The sequence below is a fragment of the Neobacillus nitrireducens genome (assembly GCF_030915405.1).
Lineage (GTDB): Bacteria > Bacillota > Bacilli > Bacillales > Cytobacillaceae > Neobacillus.
The window spans coordinates 1349876-1371011 of the sequence record NZ_CP133262.1; the positions used below are offsets into that span (position 1 = coordinate 1349876).

The 21136-nt window shown below is 38.6% G+C and carries 20 protein-coding genes and 1 tRNA gene; 5 read left to right on the forward strand and 16 right to left on the reverse strand.

The annotated features are described in order from the left end of the window. Nucleotides 1–5 precede the first annotated feature (5 nt). Nucleotides 6–329: a cell division suppressor protein YneA gene (yneA, locus tag RCG22_RS06515; RefSeq protein ID WP_207629906.1), complete on the reverse strand. Its 324-nt coding sequence runs from the start codon at nucleotides 327–329 to the stop codon at nucleotides 6–8. A 157-nt stretch (nucleotides 330–486) separates the two neighbouring features. Here yneA and lexA point away from each other — a divergent pair, with 157 nt between their 5' ends. Then, on the forward strand, nucleotides 487–1110 hold the full coding sequence (gene lexA / locus RCG22_RS06520) for a transcriptional repressor LexA (RefSeq protein ID WP_308106243.1): 624 nt from the start codon (nucleotides 487–489) through the stop codon (nucleotides 1108–1110). A gap of 137 nt (nucleotides 1111–1247) precedes the next feature. On the opposite strand, the gene RCG22_RS06525 is transcribed toward lexA, so the two are convergent. From RCG22_RS06525 to hflX, 5 genes are all read right to left on the reverse strand, one after another. Beyond that, entirely contained in the window at nucleotides 1248–1502 is a 255-nt protein-coding gene (locus RCG22_RS06525; protein WP_098261292.1) for a hypothetical protein, read from the reverse strand. 209 nt (nucleotides 1503–1711) lie between these two features. Beyond that, nucleotides 1712–3046, reverse strand: a complete 1335-nt coding sequence (glnA, locus tag RCG22_RS06530; RefSeq protein ID WP_308106244.1) for a type I glutamate--ammonia ligase — start codon at nucleotides 3044–3046, stop codon at nucleotides 1712–1714. 37 nt (nucleotides 3047–3083) lie between these two features. After that, entirely contained in the window at nucleotides 3084–3485 is a 402-nt protein-coding gene (locus RCG22_RS06535; RefSeq protein WP_308106245.1) for a MerR family transcriptional regulator, read from the reverse strand. Between the two features lie 141 nt (nucleotides 3486–3626). Beyond that, nucleotides 3627–4898 carry a methionine gamma-lyase family protein gene (locus RCG22_RS06540; protein ID WP_308106246.1) on the reverse strand — a complete coding sequence of 424 codons (1272 nt, stop codon included), beginning with the start codon at nucleotides 4896–4898 and terminating at the stop codon, nucleotides 3627–3629. A 14-nt stretch (nucleotides 4899–4912) separates the two neighbouring features. Continuing rightward, nucleotides 4913–6172, reverse strand: a complete 1260-nt coding sequence (hflX, locus tag RCG22_RS06545) for a GTPase HflX (RefSeq protein ID WP_308106247.1) — start codon at nucleotides 6170–6172, stop codon at nucleotides 4913–4915. Nucleotides 6173–6367: 195 nt separating this feature from the next. On the opposite strand from hflX, the gene RCG22_RS06550 reads away from it, so the two are divergent. Beyond that, on the forward strand, nucleotides 6368–6976 hold the full coding sequence (locus RCG22_RS06550) for a trimeric intracellular cation channel family protein (RefSeq protein ID WP_098261287.1): 609 nt from the start codon (nucleotides 6368–6370) through the stop codon (nucleotides 6974–6976). A gap of 47 nt (nucleotides 6977–7023) precedes the next feature. On the opposite strand, the gene spoVK is transcribed toward RCG22_RS06550, so the two are convergent. The 3 genes from spoVK to miaA form a co-directional block, all read right to left on the reverse strand. Beyond that, nucleotides 7024–7971, reverse strand: a complete 948-nt coding sequence (gene spoVK / locus RCG22_RS06555) for a stage V sporulation protein K (protein WP_308106248.1) — start codon at nucleotides 7969–7971, stop codon at nucleotides 7024–7026. A 198-nt stretch (nucleotides 7972–8169) separates the two neighbouring features. Continuing rightward, a complete protein-coding gene (gene hfq, locus RCG22_RS06560; protein ID WP_066252897.1) occupies nucleotides 8170–8400 on the reverse strand; it encodes an RNA chaperone Hfq in 231 nt (76 codons plus the stop codon). 26 nt (nucleotides 8401–8426) lie between these two features. After that, nucleotides 8427–9383 (reverse strand): tRNA (adenosine(37)-N6)-dimethylallyltransferase MiaA, encoded by a 957-nt coding sequence (gene miaA / locus RCG22_RS06565; protein ID WP_308107104.1) that lies wholly within the window; start codon nucleotides 9381–9383, stop codon nucleotides 8427–8429. A 306-nt stretch (nucleotides 9384–9689) separates the two neighbouring features. On the opposite strand from miaA, the gene mreBH reads away from it, so the two are divergent. Then, nucleotides 9690–10697: a rod-share determining protein MreBH gene (gene mreBH, locus RCG22_RS06570; protein ID WP_308107105.1), complete on the forward strand. Its 1008-nt coding sequence runs from the start codon at nucleotides 9690–9692 to the stop codon at nucleotides 10695–10697. Between the two features lie 237 nt (nucleotides 10698–10934). On the opposite strand, the gene mutL is transcribed toward mreBH, so the two are convergent. Together mutL and mutS are read right to left on the reverse strand one after the other, a co-directional pair. Further along, nucleotides 10935–12863: a DNA mismatch repair endonuclease MutL gene (mutL, locus tag RCG22_RS06575; RefSeq protein ID WP_308106249.1), complete on the reverse strand. Its 1929-nt coding sequence runs from the start codon at nucleotides 12861–12863 to the stop codon at nucleotides 10935–10937. 13 nt (nucleotides 12864–12876) lie between these two features. Next, entirely contained in the window at nucleotides 12877–15477 is a 2601-nt protein-coding gene (mutS, locus tag RCG22_RS06580) for a DNA mismatch repair protein MutS (protein ID WP_308106250.1), read from the reverse strand. A 214-nt stretch (nucleotides 15478–15691) separates the two neighbouring features. Between mutS and RCG22_RS06585 the strand changes: the two genes are divergently transcribed. Both RCG22_RS06585 and RCG22_RS06590 read left to right on the forward strand, forming a co-directional pair. Then, entirely contained in the window at nucleotides 15692–16435 is a 744-nt protein-coding gene (locus tag RCG22_RS06585) for a YwaF family protein (protein ID WP_308106251.1), read from the forward strand. Between the two features lie 217 nt (nucleotides 16436–16652). Then, a tRNA-Arg gene (locus tag RCG22_RS06590) sits at nucleotides 16653–16726 on the forward strand. Between the two features lie 143 nt (nucleotides 16727–16869). Here the strand turns inward: RCG22_RS06590 and RCG22_RS06595 are convergent. From RCG22_RS06595 to rhaD, 5 genes are all read right to left on the reverse strand, one after another. Continuing rightward, complete coding sequence (locus tag RCG22_RS06595; RefSeq protein ID WP_308106252.1) at nucleotides 16870–17418, reverse strand: DUF2179 domain-containing protein; 549 nt, start codon at nucleotides 17416–17418, stop codon at nucleotides 16870–16872. 186 nt (nucleotides 17419–17604) lie between these two features. After that, the gene (locus RCG22_RS06600; RefSeq protein ID WP_098261281.1) at nucleotides 17605–17814 is read right to left on the reverse strand and encodes a hypothetical protein; all 210 of its coding nucleotides are present in this window, start codon (nucleotides 17812–17814) and stop codon (nucleotides 17605–17607) included. Nucleotides 17815–17850: 36 nt separating this feature from the next. Beyond that, on the reverse strand, nucleotides 17851–18813 hold the full coding sequence (locus RCG22_RS06605) for an AraC family transcriptional regulator (protein ID WP_308106253.1): 963 nt from the start codon (nucleotides 18811–18813) through the stop codon (nucleotides 17851–17853). Nucleotides 18814–18951: 138 nt separating this feature from the next. Then, complete coding sequence (locus RCG22_RS06610; protein WP_308106254.1) at nucleotides 18952–20097, reverse strand: iron-containing alcohol dehydrogenase; 1146 nt, start codon at nucleotides 20095–20097, stop codon at nucleotides 18952–18954. Between the two features lie 90 nt (nucleotides 20098–20187). Beyond that, a complete protein-coding gene (rhaD, locus tag RCG22_RS06615) occupies nucleotides 20188–21009 on the reverse strand; it encodes a rhamnulose-1-phosphate aldolase (protein WP_374049467.1) in 822 nt (273 codons plus the stop codon). Nucleotides 21010–21136 lie beyond the last annotated feature (127 nt).

Genomic DNA, 21136 nt, shown 5'->3' on the forward strand with positions numbered 1-21136 from the left:
CCTTTCTATTCTTCAAGCGCACTAGCTAGTTCTTTTGTTGATGAGGCTTCTTTACTGACTGGAATGATGATTTCTTCACCAGGAAAAATTTTATCTTCATCTATTTCATTATGCTTTTTTATCCAAGCAACAAATTCCTTATTTGATAATGAATGCTGACTTGAAAATTGATCAGAGATTTCCCAAAGCGAATCTCCCTCTGCGATAGTAACTTTTAAATACTCAACCTGGTCGTTTGCATGATGTTGAATCGATAATATGAATGAAAGTGAACAACTTAATATTATAAGAGTAATAGCATAGGAGTATTTGTTCCATAATTTTTTCATAATAAACACCTCGAATAGGAATGTACGTTCGTTTTATATTTTTATTATAAACCGAACATTCGTTTGTTGTCAATTATTTTTTCGAACTTATGTTTGTATAAAAAAAGCGAACATGTTATAATAAAGTTAACATTAACCAGGCGAGGTGGATTTTTTCATGGCTAAAATATCAAAGCGGCAGCAGGATATTCTAGATTTCATTAAAAGTGAAGTTAAGAGTAAAGGATATCCCCCTTCAGTAAGGGAAATTGGGGAAGCAGTTGGACTTGCATCAAGCTCTACTGTTCACGGTCATCTAGCAAGATTGGAAAGCAAAGGACTTATTCGGCGAGATCCAACTAAACCAAGAGCAATTGAAATATTAGAGGCAGATATCGCTGCACATATACCAAGGAATGCAGTAGTCAATGTTCCGGTGGTCGGTAAAGTAACTGCAGGAGTACCAATTACCGCTATAGAAAATGTAGAAGAATTTTTCCCGCTTCCAGAAAGACTTGCACCTGCTGATGAGCAAGTTTTCATGCTGGAAATCATGGGTGAGAGTATGATAGAAGCAGGGATACTAGACGGCGATTACGTGATTGTTAAGCAGCAACCAACCGCAAATAACGGGGATATTGTTGTAGCGATGACCGAGGAAGACGAAGCCACCTGTAAGAGATTTTTCAGAGAAAAAGATTACATACGCCTACAGCCGGAAAATTCTACAATGGACCCGATCATATTAAGGAATGTATCCATTTTAGGGAAAGTCATTGGGGTTTACCGACATATACATTAAATTTAAGAGAGTTGGCATTTTAGTTGCCAGCTCTTTTTTGGTTCGTGTTCCTATCGCCAAAGAAAACAATTATTATGAATTCGGACAATATGAATAATTAAAAAGGAGTAGCTAGAAAGCCACTCCCTCAAACCGCCTTATTTTGCTATTCTCGCTTGTATTTCAGATAATCTCACCTTAAACAATACTTTATAAACGATTGTACCCTCTTCAATAAAGCTGGTATGTGAAACATACACTCCTTTAAAGGTTCTACATTGTTCATCAAATAGAAAACATTCCTGACCTTTTGTGCCTGATTCTATCAAACTTAAAATAAGGTCAGGCTTCTTATACGTCTTTACTCGTAGTATTTCTTGGGTTAGAGCATTACAAATTTGCAATTTATACAATTAGAGCACCTCCCAAATGTTTTCAAGTTAAGCATATATTATTTAGGATTAAAAGAACGGTAAGAATTGTGAATTTTTAAAGAACATCACAAACTCTTTACTAATACTCTATTCCTTTAACTTTTAATTAGAATGATTGGGGAGGATTAGTTTGAAAAAGAGCAAGACATAGAAAAGCCCTGACGCTAAGCGCCAGGGCTTTGAAAATATTAATACATGCTCATATATTGATCGCGTTCCCATTGGTGAACGACTGTCCGGAACATGTCCCACTCAATCTCTTTTGCTTCAACAAAGTGTTCCATAATGTGGTCGCCAAGACCGGAAACAATGACTTCGTTCGCTTTTAGTTGATCTAACGCTTGATCAAGTGTTGCTGGAAGATCGATGATGCCTTCTTCAATTCTTTCTTCTTTGCTCATTACATAGATGTTTCTGTCAACTGGTGCCGGAGGAGTTAATTTATTTTTAATACCGTCTAATCCTGCTTTTAAAAGCACAGCCATTGCTAAGTATGGGTTTGCTGCAGGGTCAACGCTACGAACCTCAACACGAGTACTTAATCCACGTGAAGCTGGGATACGAATTAGTGGTGAACGGTTTCTAGCTGACCAAGCCACATAACAAGGTGCTTCGTAACCGGGAACAAGACGCTTATAAGAGTTTACAGTTGGGTTTGTTACAGCTGTAAAGGCTGGAGCATGCTTTAGAATTCCAGCGATGAATTGACGTGAAGTATTACTCATGTCTAAATCGCTACCTGGCTCATAGAATGCATTTTCTCCATTTTTAAATAACGAAAGGTTCATGTGCATTCCAGATCCGTTTACTCCGTATAATGGTTTTGGCATAAAGGTTGCGTGCAAGCCATGTTTACGTGCAATTGTTTTAACAACTAATTTAAACGTTTGGATTTGGTCACATGCTGTTAATGCATCTGCATATTTAAAATCAATTTCGTGCTGGCCTGGAGCTACTTCATGGTGAGAAGCTTCAATTTCAAAGCCCATTTCTTCTAACTCAAGAACGATATCACGACGGCAGTTTTCACCTAAATCAGTTGGTGCTAAGTCAAAATAACCACCTTGGTCATTCAATTCTAGACTTGGTTCACCTTTTTCATCTAATTTAAATAAGAAGAATTCAGGCTCAGGTCCTAAGTTAAAGTTAGTGAAACCTAACTCTTCCATTTCTCTTAATACTCGTCTTAAGTTGTTACGAGGATCGCCTTCAAATGGTGTTCCTTCTGGAGTGTAAATATCACAAATCAAACGGGCAACTTTCCCTTTTTCTGCTGTCCACGGGAATACCACCCATGTGTTAAGGTCTGGATATAGTAACATATCAGATTCTTCAATTCGTACGAAACCTTCAATGGAAGAACCGTCAAACATCATTTTGTTATCAAGTGCTTTTTCTAATTGACTAATAGGAATTTCAACGTTTTTAATAGTTCCCAGAATATCGGTGAATTGTAAACGAATAAATTTCACGTTTTCCTCAACTGCTAATCTTTTAATGTCATCTCTTGAATACTTTGCCATTTTCTTACCCCCTATTTTTTAAAAAGAAGCTCCACTATTAATGGAAGAATCTTGAAATATCTCCTTGACGTAATGAGGATCGATTATTTCGACCTGAATGCAACATTTCGTTTCGAAGTAGCTTTCTAAGCTGTTCATCTGTTAATTCACGTTTCGTCCTATCTGTTTGTTGCTCAAGAATGATTGATTGCTGTTCTTTCACTAGGAACAATTGTTTAATGCCAGCCATATTCACACCTTGATCGATTAAATCCTTAATTTCTAGAAGCGTATCAATATCATTCAGACAATATAGACGTCTATTCCCTTCGGTTCTTGCAGGAGAAATCAATTGGTGTTCTTCGTAGTAACGAATTTGCCTGGCTGTAAGCTCGGTTAGCTGCATGACTGTTCCGATCGGAAACAGTGGCATCGAGCGGCGAATTTCCTTTCCACTCACTTAATTCCTCCTCCCTTTGGGTTATTTATATTGTTATTATATTTCGTGTTAGAAAAGTTGTCAATGGTATGTTAGGTTTTCTTACATGAAATTTTTAAAAAAGTTGGACAACTCAAAATTGCTGTCCATTTGCTATTATTTCTAAAACAGTTCGATTAATCCTTTATCCGTTAAGTGATCGATGGCTAGGCAAACAGCCATCTTAACGTGTGCGTATGTTAAACCACCCTGTACATAAGCAACATAGGGCGGTCTAATCGGTCCATCTGCTGTCAGTTCAATGCTCGCCCCCTGGATAAAGGTTCCTGCTGCCATAATGACATCGTCCTCATACCCAGGCATATAGCTGGCGTGAGGGGTGACATATGAATTAATCGGGGAGGCAAATTGAATAGCCTGACAGAAAGCAATCATTTTTTCTCGGTCATCAAACTGGACTGACTGGATTAAGTCAGTCCGTTTCGCATTCCATTTTGGAGAAGAATTCATGCCTAATTTCTCCAACATTGCCGCTGTGAATACTGCCCCTTTTAGAGCCTGACCGACCACATGAGGTGCCAAGAAGAAGCCCTGATACATTTCTTGAAGACTATACAGGGACGCTCCCGCTTCCGCTCCGATCCCTGGTGATGTCATTCGATAGGAACATGCTTCTACCCATTGTTTTTTACCAACGATATAGCCACCAGTTTTCGCCAGCCCGCCGCCCGGGTTTTTGATCAGTGACCCTGCCATTAAATCCGCACCCACATGGCACGGTTCAGTCTCTTCCACAAATTCCCCGTAACAATTATCCACAAATACGACGACATCCTGTTTTATTTCTTTTACAAATGCAATCATTTCAGAAATTTCAGCAATCGTAAAGGATGGCCTTGTCGCATAACCTTTGGATCGCTGAATCCCAATCATTTTCGTGTTCGATTTTATTTTCTCAGCAACGGAATCCCAGTTTATTCTTCCCTCATGAGTCAGTGCAACACTATCATATGAAATCCCAAATTCTTTTAATGAGCCTACACCGTTCCCGCGAATGCCGACAATTTCTTCAAGGGTATCATAGGGTTTTCCCGTTATATAAAGAAGTTCATCCCCAGGACGAAGTACGCCAAATAAGGCGATCGAAATGGCATGTGTACCGGAAATGATTTGCGGACGAACAAGTCCTGCTTCTCCCCCAAAAACGTCTGCATAGACTAATTCCAGTGTATCTCTGCCAATATCGTCATAGCCATAGCCAGTCGACGGAATAAAATGCGAATCACTGACACGATGTTTTTGAAAACTCTTTAAGACCCGAAATTGATTAGTTTCGATTCTACTGTCTATTTCTTTATGTACTATTGCGATTTGTTGTTCGACTGCTTCTACAAGCGGCTGAAGCTTTTCCCCATTTTTTAACTGTTGAAACATGTTGTAACTCCTATCTATAGTGTAAATTTCTGTAATTGACCTGTAATTTGATGATCCTTTAAAGTATATCCTTTGCAACGATAGAATTGCTCCTCTTCATCAAATACCAGTTCTCTTAAGATTGTCTCATTTTTTAATAAAGAAAGCAGCTTCCCCTCTGTGGATGGTACCTGTACATCATATGTATCCATCATTTCCATAACCACATTCTCCATTTGCAACTTTAAGGATAGACGATCGCCTTCATCAAAGGCACTAATAAAAGCAGTCGGCGTATCCGCAGTAGGGACAAAATCTGCATGCTGAATATCTTTTTTATTATAAACAGTTATTTGTGGAATATCTTTCACTTCCAAGTCTTCGAGCAGCTTTTTCACTGTTTTTTCATGATGAAAATAATCCGCGTTGGACATATCGACTACATGGAGAAGTAGGTCCGCCTCCTTGACTTCCTCAAGCGTGGAGCGAAAGGCAGCGATAAGTGCGGTAGGTAAATCTTGGATAAATCCAACCGTATCTGTAATCAAGGCGAGGAAACCACTAGGTAAAATCAATTTACGTGTCATCGGGTCTAGAGTTGCGAACAATTGATTTTCCTCATAGGACTCAGCTTCGGATAATCGATTAAAAAGTGTCGATTTACCGGCATTCGTATAGCCGACAATCGCGACCTGAAAGGTTTTATTTTTCTTTCTTCTTTCTCTGTACCTCTCCCTGTGCTGAACGATGACCGAAAGTTGAGTTTTTATTTCATCGATTCTGCGACGGATGTGCCTGCGGTCCGATTCTAACTTCGTTTCACCTGGTCCCCGTGTTCCTATCCCCCCACCGAGACGAGATAATGCAATTCCCTGACCCGCAAGACGTGGAAGCATGTATTGCATTTGGGCAAGTTCAACCTGTAATTTACCTTCTTTGGAGCGAGCCCTTTGTGCAAAAATATCTAAAATAAGTTGGGTTCTATCGATTACCCGGGCATTTAGTTCCGTCGAAAGGTTTCTTTTTTGGCTGGGTGATAGTTCATCATTAAAGATGACGATATCTGCCTCAAGCTCATCAACTAGGATATTGAGCTCCTCCACCTTCCCTTTTCCTATATAGGTAGCCGGATGGCGGCGGTCCCGTTTTTGCACGACTGACATCAATACGACACCCTGAGCAGTTTCTGTCAATGCACCTAACTCTTCCATTGAATATTGAAAACGCAAATCTTCCTCCCCATTGGTTTGACAGCCAACGAGGATGGCTTTCTCTTTTGTGTCTTTTTGTTCCAAAAAGCATCTTTCCTTTCCTAACTTCATTCATTCATCATAACAAAAAACAGTTGCATACTCTAATTTTCCCATTATCACATAAAAAGTCATTGTAATTTTTCTAAATCATGATAAAATTTTACTGTTTTGATATAATTATTTTTCACTATTTTTATAGTATTAATCAAATTAACTTTAAGGAGAAATCAGTTTAAAATGACTTGGGATGTTTTGAGTATGATTGGAACCATCGCCTTTGCCGTTAGTGGCGCAATTGTTGCGATGGAAGAGGAATATGATATTTTCGGCGTATATATATTAGGAATTGTCACCGCATTTGGCGGTGGGGCGATTCGAAACTTATTAATAGGCGTGCCTGTTTCAGCCCTTTGGGACCAAGGGTTATTTTTCCAAATTGCTATATTATCTATTACAGCAGTGTTTTTATTTCCAAACAATTTATTAAAGCACTGGCAAAAATGGGGGAACTTATTTGATGCAATTGGCCTTTCCGCCTTTGCCATCCAAGGTGCCATCTACGCAGTTAAAATGAACCTTCCGCTTAGTGCCGTAATTGTTGCAGCAGTCTTAACAGGAATCGGCGGCGGCATTATCCGAGATTTATTAGCCAGACGAAAACCAATGGTCCTAAGAGCAGAAATTTATGCACTATGGGCGATTCTTATCGCTCTTTCCATTGGACTAAAGATAACAGCAACTTCATGGCAGTTATATACGTTATTTATTCTCGTGACAGTGTTACGCGTCTTTTCGTATACCTATGATTGGAAGCTGCCAATTCGTAAGATTGAATCCCATTTATAAAATCATCCAAAGAAAAACGGCAGATTGCTTAGAATCTGCCGTTTTTCTTAATCTTCCTCAAACACGAGGTCATTGCTTCTAAGTGTCATTAATTCATGCCTGTCATAGCTATTTAACATCAGGAGTCTCATCGCTTGGGCACGAATCGATTTTTCAATAATATTTCTGACATACCTCCCATTTGAAAAACTATTGGGACTTAATACCGCTTTAACCCAGATTAAATGTTCCTTTAACTTTTTCTCCGCCTCATGACTAAAGGTGTATTCCCGTTCAACTAACATTCTTACTGAAATTTCCATTAACTGGTTGATGTTATAGTCTGGGAAATCAATTACTAATGGAAAGCGTGAATGGAGCCCTGGATTAAGGGTTAAGAAATAATCCATTTCTCGGGAATATCCCGCAAGAATAAGAATAAACTCATGCTGCTTATCTTCCATATGTTTCACAAGTGTATCGATTGCCTCTTTCCCAAAATCCTTTTCACCGCCGCGCCCCAGTGAGTAGGCCTCATCGATGAACAGTATTCCCCCTTGAGCCTTCTTGACTAAATCCCTTGTCTTCTGTGCAGTATGACCAATATACTCTCCAACAAGGTCAGCACGTTCCGCCTCAATTAAATGCCCTTTTGATAAAACGTTCATTTTTTGAAATAATTTACCTATTAATCTAGCGACTGTTGTTTTACCTGTGCCTGGATTTCCTTTAAACATCATATGGAGGGCTTGTTTTCTTGCTTTTAAACCCATTTCCTCACGTTTTTTATTGACGTAAATCCAAGCATAGATTTCTTTTATCATCCTTTTCATTTCTTCCATGCCAACCAAAGCCCCTAACTCCTCTTCAATTTCCTTTAGAGCCGAATGCTCAACTGGAATGTCCTTTGGAACCACTTGAAAGTCAGGTAACTCTTTTGAAATTGTTTTTCCTTTTTGTGAATTGAGGACAACACTTATTTGGCCGTTACTTTTCATTCGGATGGGTTGGTCCAAAGCTTTCACCTCTCATTTTTGCCAACGGATTACATAGGATGGTTTTTATGGCCACTCAGAATTAATATTCTGAACTCATTTATTTGCGCAAAGGAAAGCATAATCCTTCATTTTATATGTATTCAAACACCTTGAAATTCATTAAAAAAGTTTTTTATAAATAAAAAAAGCCCATAGGTATGGGCTCCACAGACATGTTTATTGGTTTTCCAATTCAAGATGAACGTTTCTTTGCGGTGCAAAGGTTGAAATCGCATGCTTGAATACTAATTGTTGTTTTCCTTCGGATTCAAACAGTACTGTAAAATTATCAAAGCCCTTTATCTGACCTCTTAATTGAAATCCATTAAGTAAAAAGACGGTAACATGTATATTATCTTTGCGGCACAGGTTTAAAAATTGATCTTGAATATTGATTGTTGTTTTCATTGGTATTTCCTCCTCTTTTATCTCTACTAATATGTATTCGATTTTACTTGAAGCTTTCCTTCAATACAACGTGAAATTTCCGTTATTTTTTTTGAGGTGTCCTCCACATGGGTCATATCAAACCATGATACCTCCATTTTGTTCCGAAACCAAGTAAATTGCCTTTTGGCATATCTTCTTGAATTTTGTTTTAAATTGGCGATAGCTTCTTCTAAGGTAACCTTCCCCTCTAAATAGGCATAGATTTCTTTGTAGCCAATTGCCTGGATTGATTGACAATCACGTAAACCCTGTTGATATAACCCGTTTACTTCCTCAATAAGCCCTTCCTCCATCATTAAATCCACCCGATAATTAATGCGCTCATAAAGTTTCTCTCGCTCCATCGATAAACCAACAATGGCTGTATTGTACAATAGGTCCGGTTCTTGAATGCTTTGGAATTCTCGCATCGTCTTTCCGTTAAGATGGAAAATCTCAAGTGCACGAATGACTCTTCTTATATTATTTGGATGGATTTGTGAAGCACTTCCCGGATCCACCTCCAACAATTCTTTATACAGTGCTTCATTTCCTATTTTCTGCACTCTATCCTCTAGCATAAGACGGTAGGACTCATCCCCTGGAACATCAGAAAATTGATAATCATAAATGACGGACTGAATATACAATCCTGTTCCACCGACAATAATGGGCAGTTTTCCTTTTTTAGCAATCTCTTCTATTTTAGCCCGAACTAGGTGTTGAAATTCAGCAACGGAAAAATTTTCAAAAGGCTCTTTAATATCAATTAAATAGTGAGGAATCCCTTCCATTTCATCCTTTTTGATTTTTGCCGTCCCAATATCCATGCCACGATAGATTTGCATAGAATCTCCACTGATAATTTCACCATTATAGCGTTTAGCCATTTCAATACTTAACTTTGTTTTTCCCACTGCGGTTGGTCCGATGATGACTAATAATTTTTGTTTTGAATCCAATATTTTCACACTGCCTTATCCCGTTTTCAGTGAAAGCAGGGTTATTATTCCACTTCCACCCCTTTATCGTAACATAATTTTTAAAAGCAGTTGAACATCAAACTAGTATACACATAAAAGTTGTTTTCTATGCCGTATATCTAACAGGATTTTTTTATCTAATCTCCTTCCATAATAGGAATATTTTACATGTAAGTTTACAAAAGAATAACGGTTCATTTACAAAGCGCTTACCACCCCCACATTTATGTTAGACTAACGCGTAGCTTATTTTGAATGAAAAATAGGGAAATTAGGTGAATGAATATGTTATCTACTTTTGATATTGGTATTGATTTAGGTACTGCAAATATACTAGTTTATAGTAAAAATAAAGGAATCGCTATTAATGAACCATCTGTTGTGGCGATTGATACTGTTACGAAAAATGTTGTCGCTGTTGGTACTGAAGCGAAGGAAATGATTGGAAAGACACCCGAAAAAATCGTTGCGATTCGTCCAATGAAGGATGGAGTCATCGCTGATTATGATGTAACAACTGAATTGCTAAAACACATTATGCGTATGGCATCTAAAAAGATTGGCTTTGCGGTTCGTAAACCGAATGTCGTGGTCAGTATTCCATCTGGATCAACAAGTGTGGAAAGAAGAGCGATCCAAGATGCAGTCAGACAGGCAGGGGCAAAGAAAATCAGCTTAATTGAGGAACCAGTTGCAGCCGCAATCGGTGCTGGATTGCCAGTCGATGAACCGGTAGCCAATGTAGTAGTGGATATTGGCGGCGGCAATACTGAGGTAGCGATTATTTCCTTCGGCGGGGTAGTTGCATGCCATTCTATTAAAATTGGCGGTGACCGCCTCGATGAAGACATTATTCAACATATCCGGAAGGAATATAATATCCTGATAGGTGAAAGAACCGCAGAAAACATCAAAATGGAAATTGGTTTTGCTCTCATTGACCATGAAGAGCGTTTCATGGATGTCCGCGGGCGCGACCTTTTAACTGGACTGCCAAAAACGATTAAACTATCATCCTATGAAATTCGCGTGGCCATCAAAGAAGCCTTATTGCATATTCTAGAAGCCATCCGTGCGACCTTAGAAGATTGTCCGGCCGAGCTTAGTGGAGACATCGTCGACAGGGGCGTCATTCTGACCGGTGGCGGAGCTTTATTAAACGGGATGGAGGCATGGCTAAGCGAAGAGATTGTCGTTCCTGTCCAGCTTGCTCCTAACCCGCTTGAATCGGTAGTAATCGGGACTGGAAAGGCTCTTCAATATATGAGCAAGCTTCCCGTTGCCGTGAAATAAGGAACAATTTGTGGGGAGATCATCTCCAGTGCTTGCACGCATAATAATAGAAGTATCAAAGCTGCAGAATCATTTTCTGCAGCTTTTTCTTATAGGTTCGTCTTGAGGAACCTCTCTACGAGACCATAGGCAATGGTTTTGCTCTGGTTCGGGCACGTAGACCCCTTTTCAACAGAAAAATTTGATGAATGCTAAAAATAAAAGAACGTTCCCAATTAATAGGAACGTTCTCCCCTGTTACATCACCCGTTTAAACATCTTTTCCATCTCATAGACAGAATAATGAACAATAATCGGTCTGCCGTGCGGACATGTAAATGGGTCTGACGCTTTCCGCAGATCATCCAGCAGCGCTTGAATTTCATCATTTCGTAAATGACGATTTGCTTTTATCGACGCTTTGCAGCTCATCATAATCGCCGCTTCTTCACGCAGTTTCTTTATATCCACCTTTTTCATCAATAAAAGCTGTTCAATCATGTCTTCGATGATTTGTTTTTCCTCCCCTTTTGGGAACCACTGTGGATGGGATCGGACAATAAAACTATTCAATCCAAACTCCTCAAGAAAAACTCCGACCTTTTCGAGCTCAGCTTGGTGTTCATTTATTTTCAAAAATTCATCAGTCGAATATTCAAAAGTTATCGGCACAAGCATTTCCTGCAGTTCTGATTGGACCTGTCCTACTTTCTCCCGGAAATACTCATACTTCAACCGTTCCTGCGCCGCATGCTGATCAATGATATATAAGCCATTTTCATTTTGAGCAAAAATATACGTGCCGTGCATCTGACCAATTGGATACAACCGAGGAACCCTGCTCTCTGAAGAAGCATCACAACCAGCCTCACTCGAATCAAAGTTCGGTTCAAAACTTGTGGTGGGACTTTCATCCAACCTAGCCTGCGACTCACTAAATGGATTGGACTCGTACCAGGTGTCAGGCACCAACGGCTCTTCGATTTCAGATTGATCTGGTAATTTTGAAATTGGTGGTTCCACTAGCATTTCCAGCCACGGACGCCTCTCTTGAACGATTGCTGCTGATGCAGGTGCAGATTGGTTCCATTCCAACTCTTTTCGCTCAGTAGAAGGCTTTGTGCCTTCATCTAGAACTAAAGAGGTCTGTTCTTCCTTCGGTACCTCTTTTTTCACCGTAGTATAGGCTGTCGGGATCAGGATTTTTGATTTAAACACTGCTTTTATCGTCGTTGTGACGAGCTCATTCAATTCTGCTTCTTTACTAATACGGACCTCCATTTTTGAGGGATGAACATTCACATCCACTAATAACGGGTCCATCTCAATATTCAGAAGAACAATTGGAAACCTGCCAATCGGAAGCAATGTATGGTAACCTTCCTGGATGGCCTTGGCTAACGGATAATTTTTTATAAATCGACCATTAATCATCGTCGAAATATAGTTTCTAGAAGCTCTCGTTACCTCAGGCATCGAAGCAAATCCGTTAATTTTATAATCAAGCGATTGGCCGGTAATCGGAACTAGCTGCTTAGTAATTGCCATCCCATAGATGGATGCCAGCACCTGGCGAACATCCCCGTTTCCATTCGTTTGCAACAATTTCCGTTCATTGTGTATGAGACGGAAGGCAACCTCTGGATGAGAAAGGGCCAGTCGATTCACGACGTCGGTAATATTCCCAAGTTCCGTATGAATCGTCTTCATATATTTTAAACGCGCCGGTGTGTTAAAAAATAAATCAGTAATCGTGATATCGGTCCCGCGTCTGCTCGATGCTTTTTCGAACGTTTCAACCTTACCGCCTTCAATCACTAATCTGTTCCCGGCTCCTTCACCTGTAGAGGTCTTCATCTCAAGTCTTGAAACGGAGGCGACACTTGGCAGGGCTTCCCCACGGAAGCCGAGGGTGCGGATCCGGAATAGATCATTTTCATTTTTGATTTTGGATGTCGCATGGCGTTGAAAGGCGAGTAAAACATCCTCTTCCTCGATCCCGTTTCCATTATCAGTAATGCGGATTTTCGCGAGTCCCGCTTCCTCTACCTCAATTTCAATCACCGTACTTCCGGCATCTATCGAATTTTCAACCAGTTCTTTGACAACAGAGGCTGGCCGTTCAACTACTTCCCCTGCCGCAATTTTATTGGATAAGGCATCATCTAATTGAATAATTTTACCCATTCGGATTCACCCCTTACTTTAACTTTTTCTGGAGCTCATACAACATGTTTATCGCTTGAAGTGGTGTTAAATCCAAGATATCTAATTCCTTCATCTTTTCTACTACTCGCTTCTCCTTCGAGGAGAGTTCTTGTTTTTTCACATCTTTTGGTTCATCAAAGAAAGATAGCTGGGCAGGCTGTTCTTGAACGGATTCCACCTTAACTGCTTCAGTTTTTGGCACCGCTTGCTGGGTATCAGACTGCTCAAGTGCAGTTAATATTTCATTGGCACGGCTGATTAAGTCGGAAGGAAGTCCTGCCAACTGGGCCACATGAATCCCGTAACTCTTGTCCGCTGGTCCTTCTTTTATTTTATGAAGAAAAACGACTTTTCCTTGATGTTCAATGGCACTGACATGAATGTTCTTTAACTTGGTCAAGTCTTCATCTAATACCGTTAATTCATGATAGTGGGTAGAAAAAAGAGTCTTTGCTCCTATTTGTGTATGAATATATTCAATAATCGCCTGTGCAAGTGCCATTCCATCATAGGTAGAAGTTCCGCGTCCTATTTCATCAAATAAAATTAAGCTGTTTTGTGTTGCATTGGAAATAGCATTTTTGGCTTCAAGCATTTCGACCATAAAGGTACTCTGCCCTGAAATTAAATCGTCCGCTGCACCGATACGAGTAAATACTTGGTCAAAAATCGGCAGAACCGCTTCCGTCGCCGGGACATAGCAGCCAACTTGCGCTAAGATTGCAATCAATGCGATTTGGCGCATATAGGTACTTTTCCCCGACATATTCGGGCCCGTGATCAATAAGACTTCGCGGTCAAAATCCATGATGCAATCGTTTGGAACATATTCCTGGGCATTTAATACCTTTTCAACGACAGGATGGCGTCCATCCGTCACAACCACACGGCCTTCCATTGAAAATTGCGGTTTTACATAATGCCGGTCTTCACTAACTTGGGCAAAGCACTGCAGGACATCTAGCTCACTAATTGTTTTTGCCAAAGCCTGCAAGCGTGGGATTTGTTCTTTGACAATCTCGCGAATCTCGGTAAACAATTCATATTCAAGCTCACCGCATTTTTCTTCTGCCTGTAAAATTAATGCCTCTTTTTCTTTTAAATCTGGTGTTATAAACCGTTCCGCATTCGATAGGGTTTGTTTCCGTTCATATTGACCTTCTGCTAAAAGATGCAGATTGGCACGAGTAATTTCAATATAGTAACCAAATACGCGGTTATAGCCAACCTTCAGTGACTTGATGCCAGTTTTCTCCCGTTCTTCTCGTTCCAGCTGGGCAATCCACGTTTTCCCATTACGGCTGGCATCACGGTATTGATCAAGCTGGGCATTATACCCGTCGCGAATCATATTGCCTTCTTTTAAGGAAAGTGGTGGATTTTCTACTATCGCTTGTTCCAATAAATCAGTGATTTCTTCACATGGATCAAGAAGTTCAGCCATTTGGTTCACTTTGTCATTCTTCATTCCTTGCAGGATTTGTTGTAAAAATGGAACCTGCATTAACGAACGCTTTAATTGCACCAAATCACGGGCATTTATATTCCCAAACGCTACCCTGCCCGCTAATCGTTCTAAATCATAAACTTCCTTCAGCTTTTCACGAAGCTCTTGGCGTTCAAAATAATAAGACATCAGGACGTCAACGATTGATTGACGTGATTCAATTTCTTTTTTATTGATTAACGGCCGGTCAATCCAGTGCTTTAACATCCTTCCGCCCATGGCGGTCATCGTCTCATCAAGTAGCCATAATAATGAACCTTTTTTCCCTTTGGAACGAATCGTTTCCGTTAATTCTAAATTGCGCTTTGAATAGTAATCAATTTTCATATATTGATGGATTTGATAGGTGGTCACTGGTTGAAGGTGATCCAAACTTCTTTTTTGAGACCGATATAAATAGTTAAAAAGCCTCGCAATTGCTGTCTTTAACTTTTCTTGATTTAAATCTTTGAGCAGATGCGCATAATTCATATCTATTGAACTATTATCTTCAAATGAAATGGCAAGGACATCCCGTTCACGAAGCTTCTTCTGAAGTTCTCCGTCAAAGCTGCTAGCGACAACGACTTCCTTCGCACTTAATACAGCTAGCTCATTTAAAACTTCATCAAAATTATTCGATAACAATGTTACGCGGCTTTCACCAGTTGAGATATCATTGTAGGCAAATCCATAGGTTTGATCATCAAAGCTTGTAATCGAGGCAATATAGTTATTCTCTTTGTCATTTAACCCCTTGCCCTCCATCACCGTGCCCGGTGTGATCAATTGGACAACTTCCCTTTTAACCATACCTTTGGTCAGCTTCGGGTCTTCAACTTGCTCACAAATGGCCACTTTATAGCCTTTGGAAATAAGCTGTTCCACATAGTTCGCTGCTGCATGGTATGGAACGCCGCACATTGGAATCCGTTCATCGGTTCCACCCTGGCGGCTTGTTAACGTTATTTCTAATTCTTGAGATGCTTTAATCGCATCATCAAAAAACATTTCATAAAAATCGCCTAAGCGAAAAAATAAAAAGGCATCTTGATAATCTGCCTTAACGGTTAAGTATTGCTGTATCATCGGCGTATATGCAGCCATAATGACCTCCACTATAAAAAAGACTTTCGAGTATGTTCGACAAATAATTATAACATACTTCGTGAAGAGTTTTTTAGGAAGAATAACCCTAATTATGCAATAGGAAAAATGGAAATAATTATCATTTCAGAAGAGGAGTAAACGTAATTCTAACGAATATAATTACATATAGAACAACATGTTAAAGGAAAACAATGATAAAGGTGGTGGCAAAATGAGTGGAATATTTGGCCGTAGTTACCAAAACTATGATTTTGAAATGTTTTCAATCAGTCATTTGGTTATGATTGCAATCTTACTCCTCGTATCTACCTGCCTTTTCCTTTTTAGAACTAAAATGAAGGACATGCACTGGAGACGAACGGAAATCGGGGTTGCTATATCCCTCATTATAATAGAAGTTTCTTATCATTTATGGATGATCCTGACTGGAAGCTGGAATGTTAGTCACGCCATCCCTTTAGAATTGTGCAGCATTAGTCTAATATTAACAGTCATTTTATTGTTAACTAAGAAAAAAATAATCTATGAAATTTTATTATTCACAGCATTATTAGGTGCGACTCAGGCATTTATTACTCCATCACTAAATTACGATTTCCCGCATTTTCGGTTTTTCCATTTCTTTTATACACATTTAATGGAAATCTCGGTGCCACTTTATTTTACATGGGTAAAGGGCTATCGACCGACGATCTGGTCTGTATTTAAATTATTTATCTTCTTGAACGTGTTAATGCCGATCATTATGTTGATCAATAGTCTGGTAGACGGAAATTATATGTTCTTAAGTCATAAACCGGACACTGCTAGTTTAATGGATGTTTTAGGACCTTATCCGTGGTATATTTTTTCGTTAGAAGGTTTATTAATAGGGCTCAGTTTAATCGTCTGGTTGATATTTCGTGAAAAGACGGCGAGAAAAACCAAAGTAGCCAGACACCTACCAATTCAATAACATCAATATTTTTATTGACCTTTTGCCATTAACAAATTATAATAAATAACGTTCCTTAATTAGTTGTCTCAGTAGCTCAGTAGGATAGAGCACGATCGAATATGCTTCATTGATTTACTTCAGCGTACTAATCGAGCTGCATCTTGAATAATCTTTCAGAGATTAGGACGACATTTCTAATTGTGAGTTAGGAACAAAGTAATTTTTCTTTATATTTGTCTCAGTAGCTCAGTAGGATAGAGCAACAGTTTCCTAAACTGTAGGTCGGAGGTTCGAATCCTCTCTGGGACATACCAAAACCCTTGCCATGGCAAGGGTTTTTTGTTTTACAAAGTTCATTATTTGAGCTAACCTTTTTCTTCAGTGAAATAAACAAAGGATTGTCAGGTAGTTTTACAACTACAAACAATCCCTTTTGTGATTTTCAAAATAAATTATATTTGTTTAATAGCGTTACCTTTTTTTAAATGCTTTTTCATCGCTTTAATCAAGTAACCGCCTTTAAATTTACGTGGTTCGTAAGAGATGATGAATGCTTTTGGCTCGTGTTCTTCAATTAAATCCATTACTTCATTTTCGCGGTTCCGCTTTGTTAGTATTTCTAATTGAAATCTTTTACTATCACGACCCATCCCTTCAAAGACGGTAACTCCGAATCCTTTATTTCTTAATATAGAAATTAGTTCTTCATTCATTTCCATTAAATTTACAACTAAACAAGTGTAACCAATAGCTAGCTTATTTTCTATCCTTGTTCCAATAAATAATCCTACTCCAAAACCTACAGCATAAACGATCATTTCAGCCATGCTTTGATGCCCCGAAAAAACTAGGGAAAGACCGAATACATAAATTAGGGCCTCCAATGTTCCAAATGTTGAAGCAGCAACACTCATATTCTTGACTAGAAAGATGGTCCGAAGTGTCAAAATAGGGACATAGAGTAATTGAAGAGCAAAAATTAAAATAATATTTGTTAGCATATGTAACTCCCCTCTGTTAATTGAACTTTTATGTATTTGTGTTTCATCAATATAAGTCCATTCATTTTACCATGAGAGGGAAGAGACATCATCTAAAATATTTCGAACTTTATGCCCCTTTTTACAAACATAGAATTTCAATTATTAAGTTTCTTCACTTTATGGAGCCATGTTTAATCCTACTCTTTATCGTGCAACTTTTGGTGGTTGGCACACGTCACATTTGCGCTGGTTATTATTTTTAAATTTCGTAAATGTTTTTTCAAAGTTGCTGCCACATGCACATTTAAATAATAACTTTTGAGAAAAACCGTGATATTCCGTCGATAATAACTTACTTTCTGAATTGTTCTCCACAAATTCTTTAATTTTACCAATCGTCCATCGTTTATTCATTCTCTAATTCCTCCAAGATTTTATGTTTTATATACCTTAAGTGGTTTGCTCTCTATATTCCTTTGGCGTCCGACCATACTTCCCTTTAAAAATCCGATAAAAATAACTGATATTATCATAACCCACTTGCTCCACTATTGCCCCAATCGATAAATCCGTTCCATCTAGCAGTTCTTTCGCCTTAACCAATCGTCGCTCCTGTAGCAGCTCTTTAAATGTACGAGTAGTCCCCTTTTTGATTGTTTTACTTAGACCATAGTGAGACTGTTTTAATCGATCTGCTAATTCATATAACGAGGCATCCTTGAAATGGTCTTCTATATACTTGAGTGATTCTACGATCAAATAATGATGGATGGAAGCCTCCTCTTTTCGCTCTACCTTATCGGAATTTTTGATGAGCTCAATCATGAAAAGACCCATATAAAGCTTAATGCTAGACTCTGAGAACGTAGATGAATGCATTATTTCTTCGATTATTTTCCCAATCAAATCTTGAATTGCGAGTACATCAGCAACCTTATAATAAAGAAATTGACCGTTCTGTGTATTGTTGTATAAGCTATTGATCAGAAAATCACTAACAATGTTCTCGGAACTTAAAAACGAAAAAATAAAGTCGAAAAAAGCAGGACGAATGATGAAATTAATGACAATGTCTTCCTCGGTACAGGCTTTAATCTCATGTTCAATGTGCTGATTTAATAAGAGAAGTTCTCCTTTTTTTAAGGTAATCTCTCTTCCGCCAACGGTTTGATTCAATTCCCCGTTATAGACATAATTTACTTCGATATAATCGTGTTTATGTAAAGGAAAATCAACAAATCTAGTATGTTTCCGTACCATGATCATCTTATCTTTGCTTAGGAACTTTTCACTTTCAATAATAAAATTAGTGTTACTAGTATAAAGATCTTTACTTACCTTCGTTTGCTGTTCAAGGATAATTTTCTCCTCATCTGTTATCTGCATAAGCTCGTTTAGAAGATCTTGATTCATTTATTTCACCTGTTTCCCTAGTTCAAAGTTCGATGTTTCTTAACTATAAGTTAAATGATATTACTCTTCAACCGCCTATACAAAAAAATGTGCTCCTTTTTCAGGAACACACCTTGAATATATTGTTATTTTATTTATTTATAAAATCTCCATAAACATTGCAATAACTTCTTCTTTCGTTGGCTGGAATGGATTGCCTGGTGCACAAGCATCGTTTAATGAGTTTACTGCCAGTTTTTCTAGATCCACTTCATTTACACCTAACTCCGCTAGTTTACTAGGGATTCCTACTTCTTTTGAAAGTGCCTTAATGGCTTCAATTACCTCTTCAGCACATTGTTCATCTGTTTTTCCTGCTACGTCAATGCCAGCCGACTTAGCGATTGCACGGAATTTTCTAGGTTCACGTTTGGCATTTTCTCTTTCCACAATCGGCAGAAGCATTGCATTACATACACCATGTGGTAAATCATACACGCCTCCAAGCTGGTGAGCCATGGCATGAACAAATCCAAGGCCTGCATTGTTAAAGGCAATTCCTCCTAAGAACATAACATAGGTCATTTGTTCACGAGCTTCAATATCATGTCCGTTTTTAACCGCACGCGGTAAATAATTAAAGATGATTTCAACTGCTGCAAGTGCAGTTGCATCGGTTACAGCGTATGCACCTGGGGTGACAATTGCTTCAATCGCATGTGTTAAAGCATCCATTCCAGTTGCGGCTGTTAATGCTGCTGGCTTATCCACCATCAATTCAGGATCATTGACAGCGATTGTTACTAAACTATTTTTATCAACCATAACCATCTTTACTTCACGTTCTTTATCGGTGATAACATAGTTAATCGTAAATTCACTGGATGTCCCTGCTGTTGTATTTACTGCAATAATTGGAATCGATTTATTTTTTGTTTTTCCAACACCTTCATAATCACGGATATCTCCGCCATTAGTTACATAAAGACCTACTGCTTTTGCTGTATCCTGTGGTGAACCACCGCCAACTGATACAAGACAATCACATTCATTTGTTTTAAAAACATCGACACCGGTATATACGTTTTCAATGGTTGGATTTGGCTTTACTTCATCATAAACAATGTATTCAAGACTAATAGAATCTAATTCAGCTAAAACTTTTCCAGCAACTCCGTTTTGACTTAAAAATTTATCAGTAACTACCATAGCCTTTTTAAAGCCAAGGTCTTTTACTAGTGGAGCTAACTCCTTTAAACAGCCTCTACCAAACAGATTTGTACTTGGAACATAATAAACACTCACAATTCTTCCTCCTTTAGTTTGTTCATTATTTCACAATTTTATTTTTAAACGAAGGGACAAAAATGTCCCTTCATTTTGAAAAACCATAACTTATAATTTTAGGATGCCAGCTCTTGGAACTACCTTGAATGCATCAGCCAAATCTTGAAGCTGTTGATCTGATATTGTTTGTTTCTTTCCACCTTGGGCACAAACAATCGTATAAACCTGGGCCGCTTTTTCAGCTGTTTCAATCAAACCAAATGTTTCATCCATTGTTGCGCCAGCTCCGAAAATACCATGATGCGGCCAAACTACTAGGCGGATATGTTCCATTTTCTCTGCAGTTGCTTCGCCAATTTCATTGGTTCCAGGTATAATCCAAGGGATAACACCGACACCATCAGGAAAAACAACAATACATTCGGTACACATTTCCCAAAGTGTTTTCGTAAATTCTTCTTCCTTCAAACTATGTGTAAATGTCATCGCTAAGAGATGTGTGGCGTGACAGTGCATGATCACACGATGATTTTTGTCTACTGCTAATCGCTTCATATGATTCATTAAATGTGTTGGCAACTCACTAGTTGCTACACCGCCATCTTCTAGACCCCACAGAATTTCGTAGCTTTTGCCATCTGCAGCAATGCGAATGACTCCCAGGTTAGAAGCAGGATCCTCTTTTACATTTTTAAAGAACTTCCCTGAACCTGTTACTGCAAAATATCTTCCTGCCAGCTCAGAAGCATCAAAATTCATGGTTACTGTTCTTACAACATTATCAACGTCCAAGTAAGGTAAAACTTCATATTCATTTAACAAGTAACTAATATTTCCGCCATTCCGTTCATCCCAGCCTAATCGATATAGGTTCGAAGTTGCTTCAATCATTTCATGTAAAAATGGTGCCGTATATATTAAATTCCTCATTGCTAAACTCATGTATATTTCTCTCCCTTATTAATAAATTGTTTTTATATTATTTTCTTTACTTATCTTCTTCACATTTACATCATAACTCCACAACCAACATAAATCAACATAAACAAAGATATAT

Excerpts from the sequence above, each read along its gene's own strand:
- yneA (WP_207629906.1), bottom strand. The coding sequence starts at position 329 with ATGAAAAAATTATGGAACAAATACTCCTATGCTATTACTCTTATAATA.
- lexA (WP_308106243.1), top strand. The coding sequence starts at position 487 with ATGGCTAAAATATCAAAGCGGCAGCAGGATATTCTAGATTTCATTAAA.
- glnA (WP_308106244.1), bottom strand. The coding sequence starts at position 3,046 with ATGGCAAAGTATTCAAGAGATGACATTAAAAGATTAGCAGTTGAGGAA.
- RCG22_RS06540 (WP_308106246.1), bottom strand. The coding sequence starts at position 4,898 with ATGTTTCAACAGTTAAAAAATGGGGAAAAGCTTCAGCCGCTTGTAGAA.
- RCG22_RS06550 (WP_098261287.1), top strand. The coding sequence starts at position 6,368 with ATGACTTGGGATGTTTTGAGTATGATTGGAACCATCGCCTTTGCCGTT.
- hfq (WP_066252897.1), bottom strand. The coding sequence starts at position 8,400 with ATGAAAACAACAATCAATATTCAAGATCAATTTTTAAACCTGTGCCGC.
- mreBH (WP_308107105.1), top strand. The coding sequence starts at position 9,690 with ATGTTATCTACTTTTGATATTGGTATTGATTTAGGTACTGCAAATATA.
- mutL (WP_308106249.1), bottom strand. The coding sequence starts at position 12,863 with ATGGGTAAAATTATTCAATTAGATGATGCCTTATCCAATAAAATTGCG.
- mutS (WP_308106250.1), bottom strand. The coding sequence starts at position 15,477 with ATGGCTGCATATACGCCGATGATACAGCAATACTTAACCGTTAAGGCA.
- RCG22_RS06585 (WP_308106251.1), top strand. The coding sequence starts at position 15,692 with ATGAGTGGAATATTTGGCCGTAGTTACCAAAACTATGATTTTGAAATG.
- RCG22_RS06595 (WP_308106252.1), bottom strand. The coding sequence starts at position 17,418 with ATGCTAACAAATATTATTTTAATTTTTGCTCTTCAATTACTCTATGTC.
- RCG22_RS06600 (WP_098261281.1), bottom strand. The coding sequence starts at position 17,814 with ATGAATAAACGATGGACGATTGGTAAAATTAAAGAATTTGTGGAGAAC.
- RCG22_RS06605 (WP_308106253.1), bottom strand. The coding sequence starts at position 18,813 with ATGAATCAAGATCTTCTAAACGAGCTTATGCAGATAACAGATGAGGAG.
- rhaD (WP_374049467.1), bottom strand. The coding sequence starts at position 21,009 with ATGAGGAATTTAATATATACGGCACCATTTTTACATGAAATGATTGAA.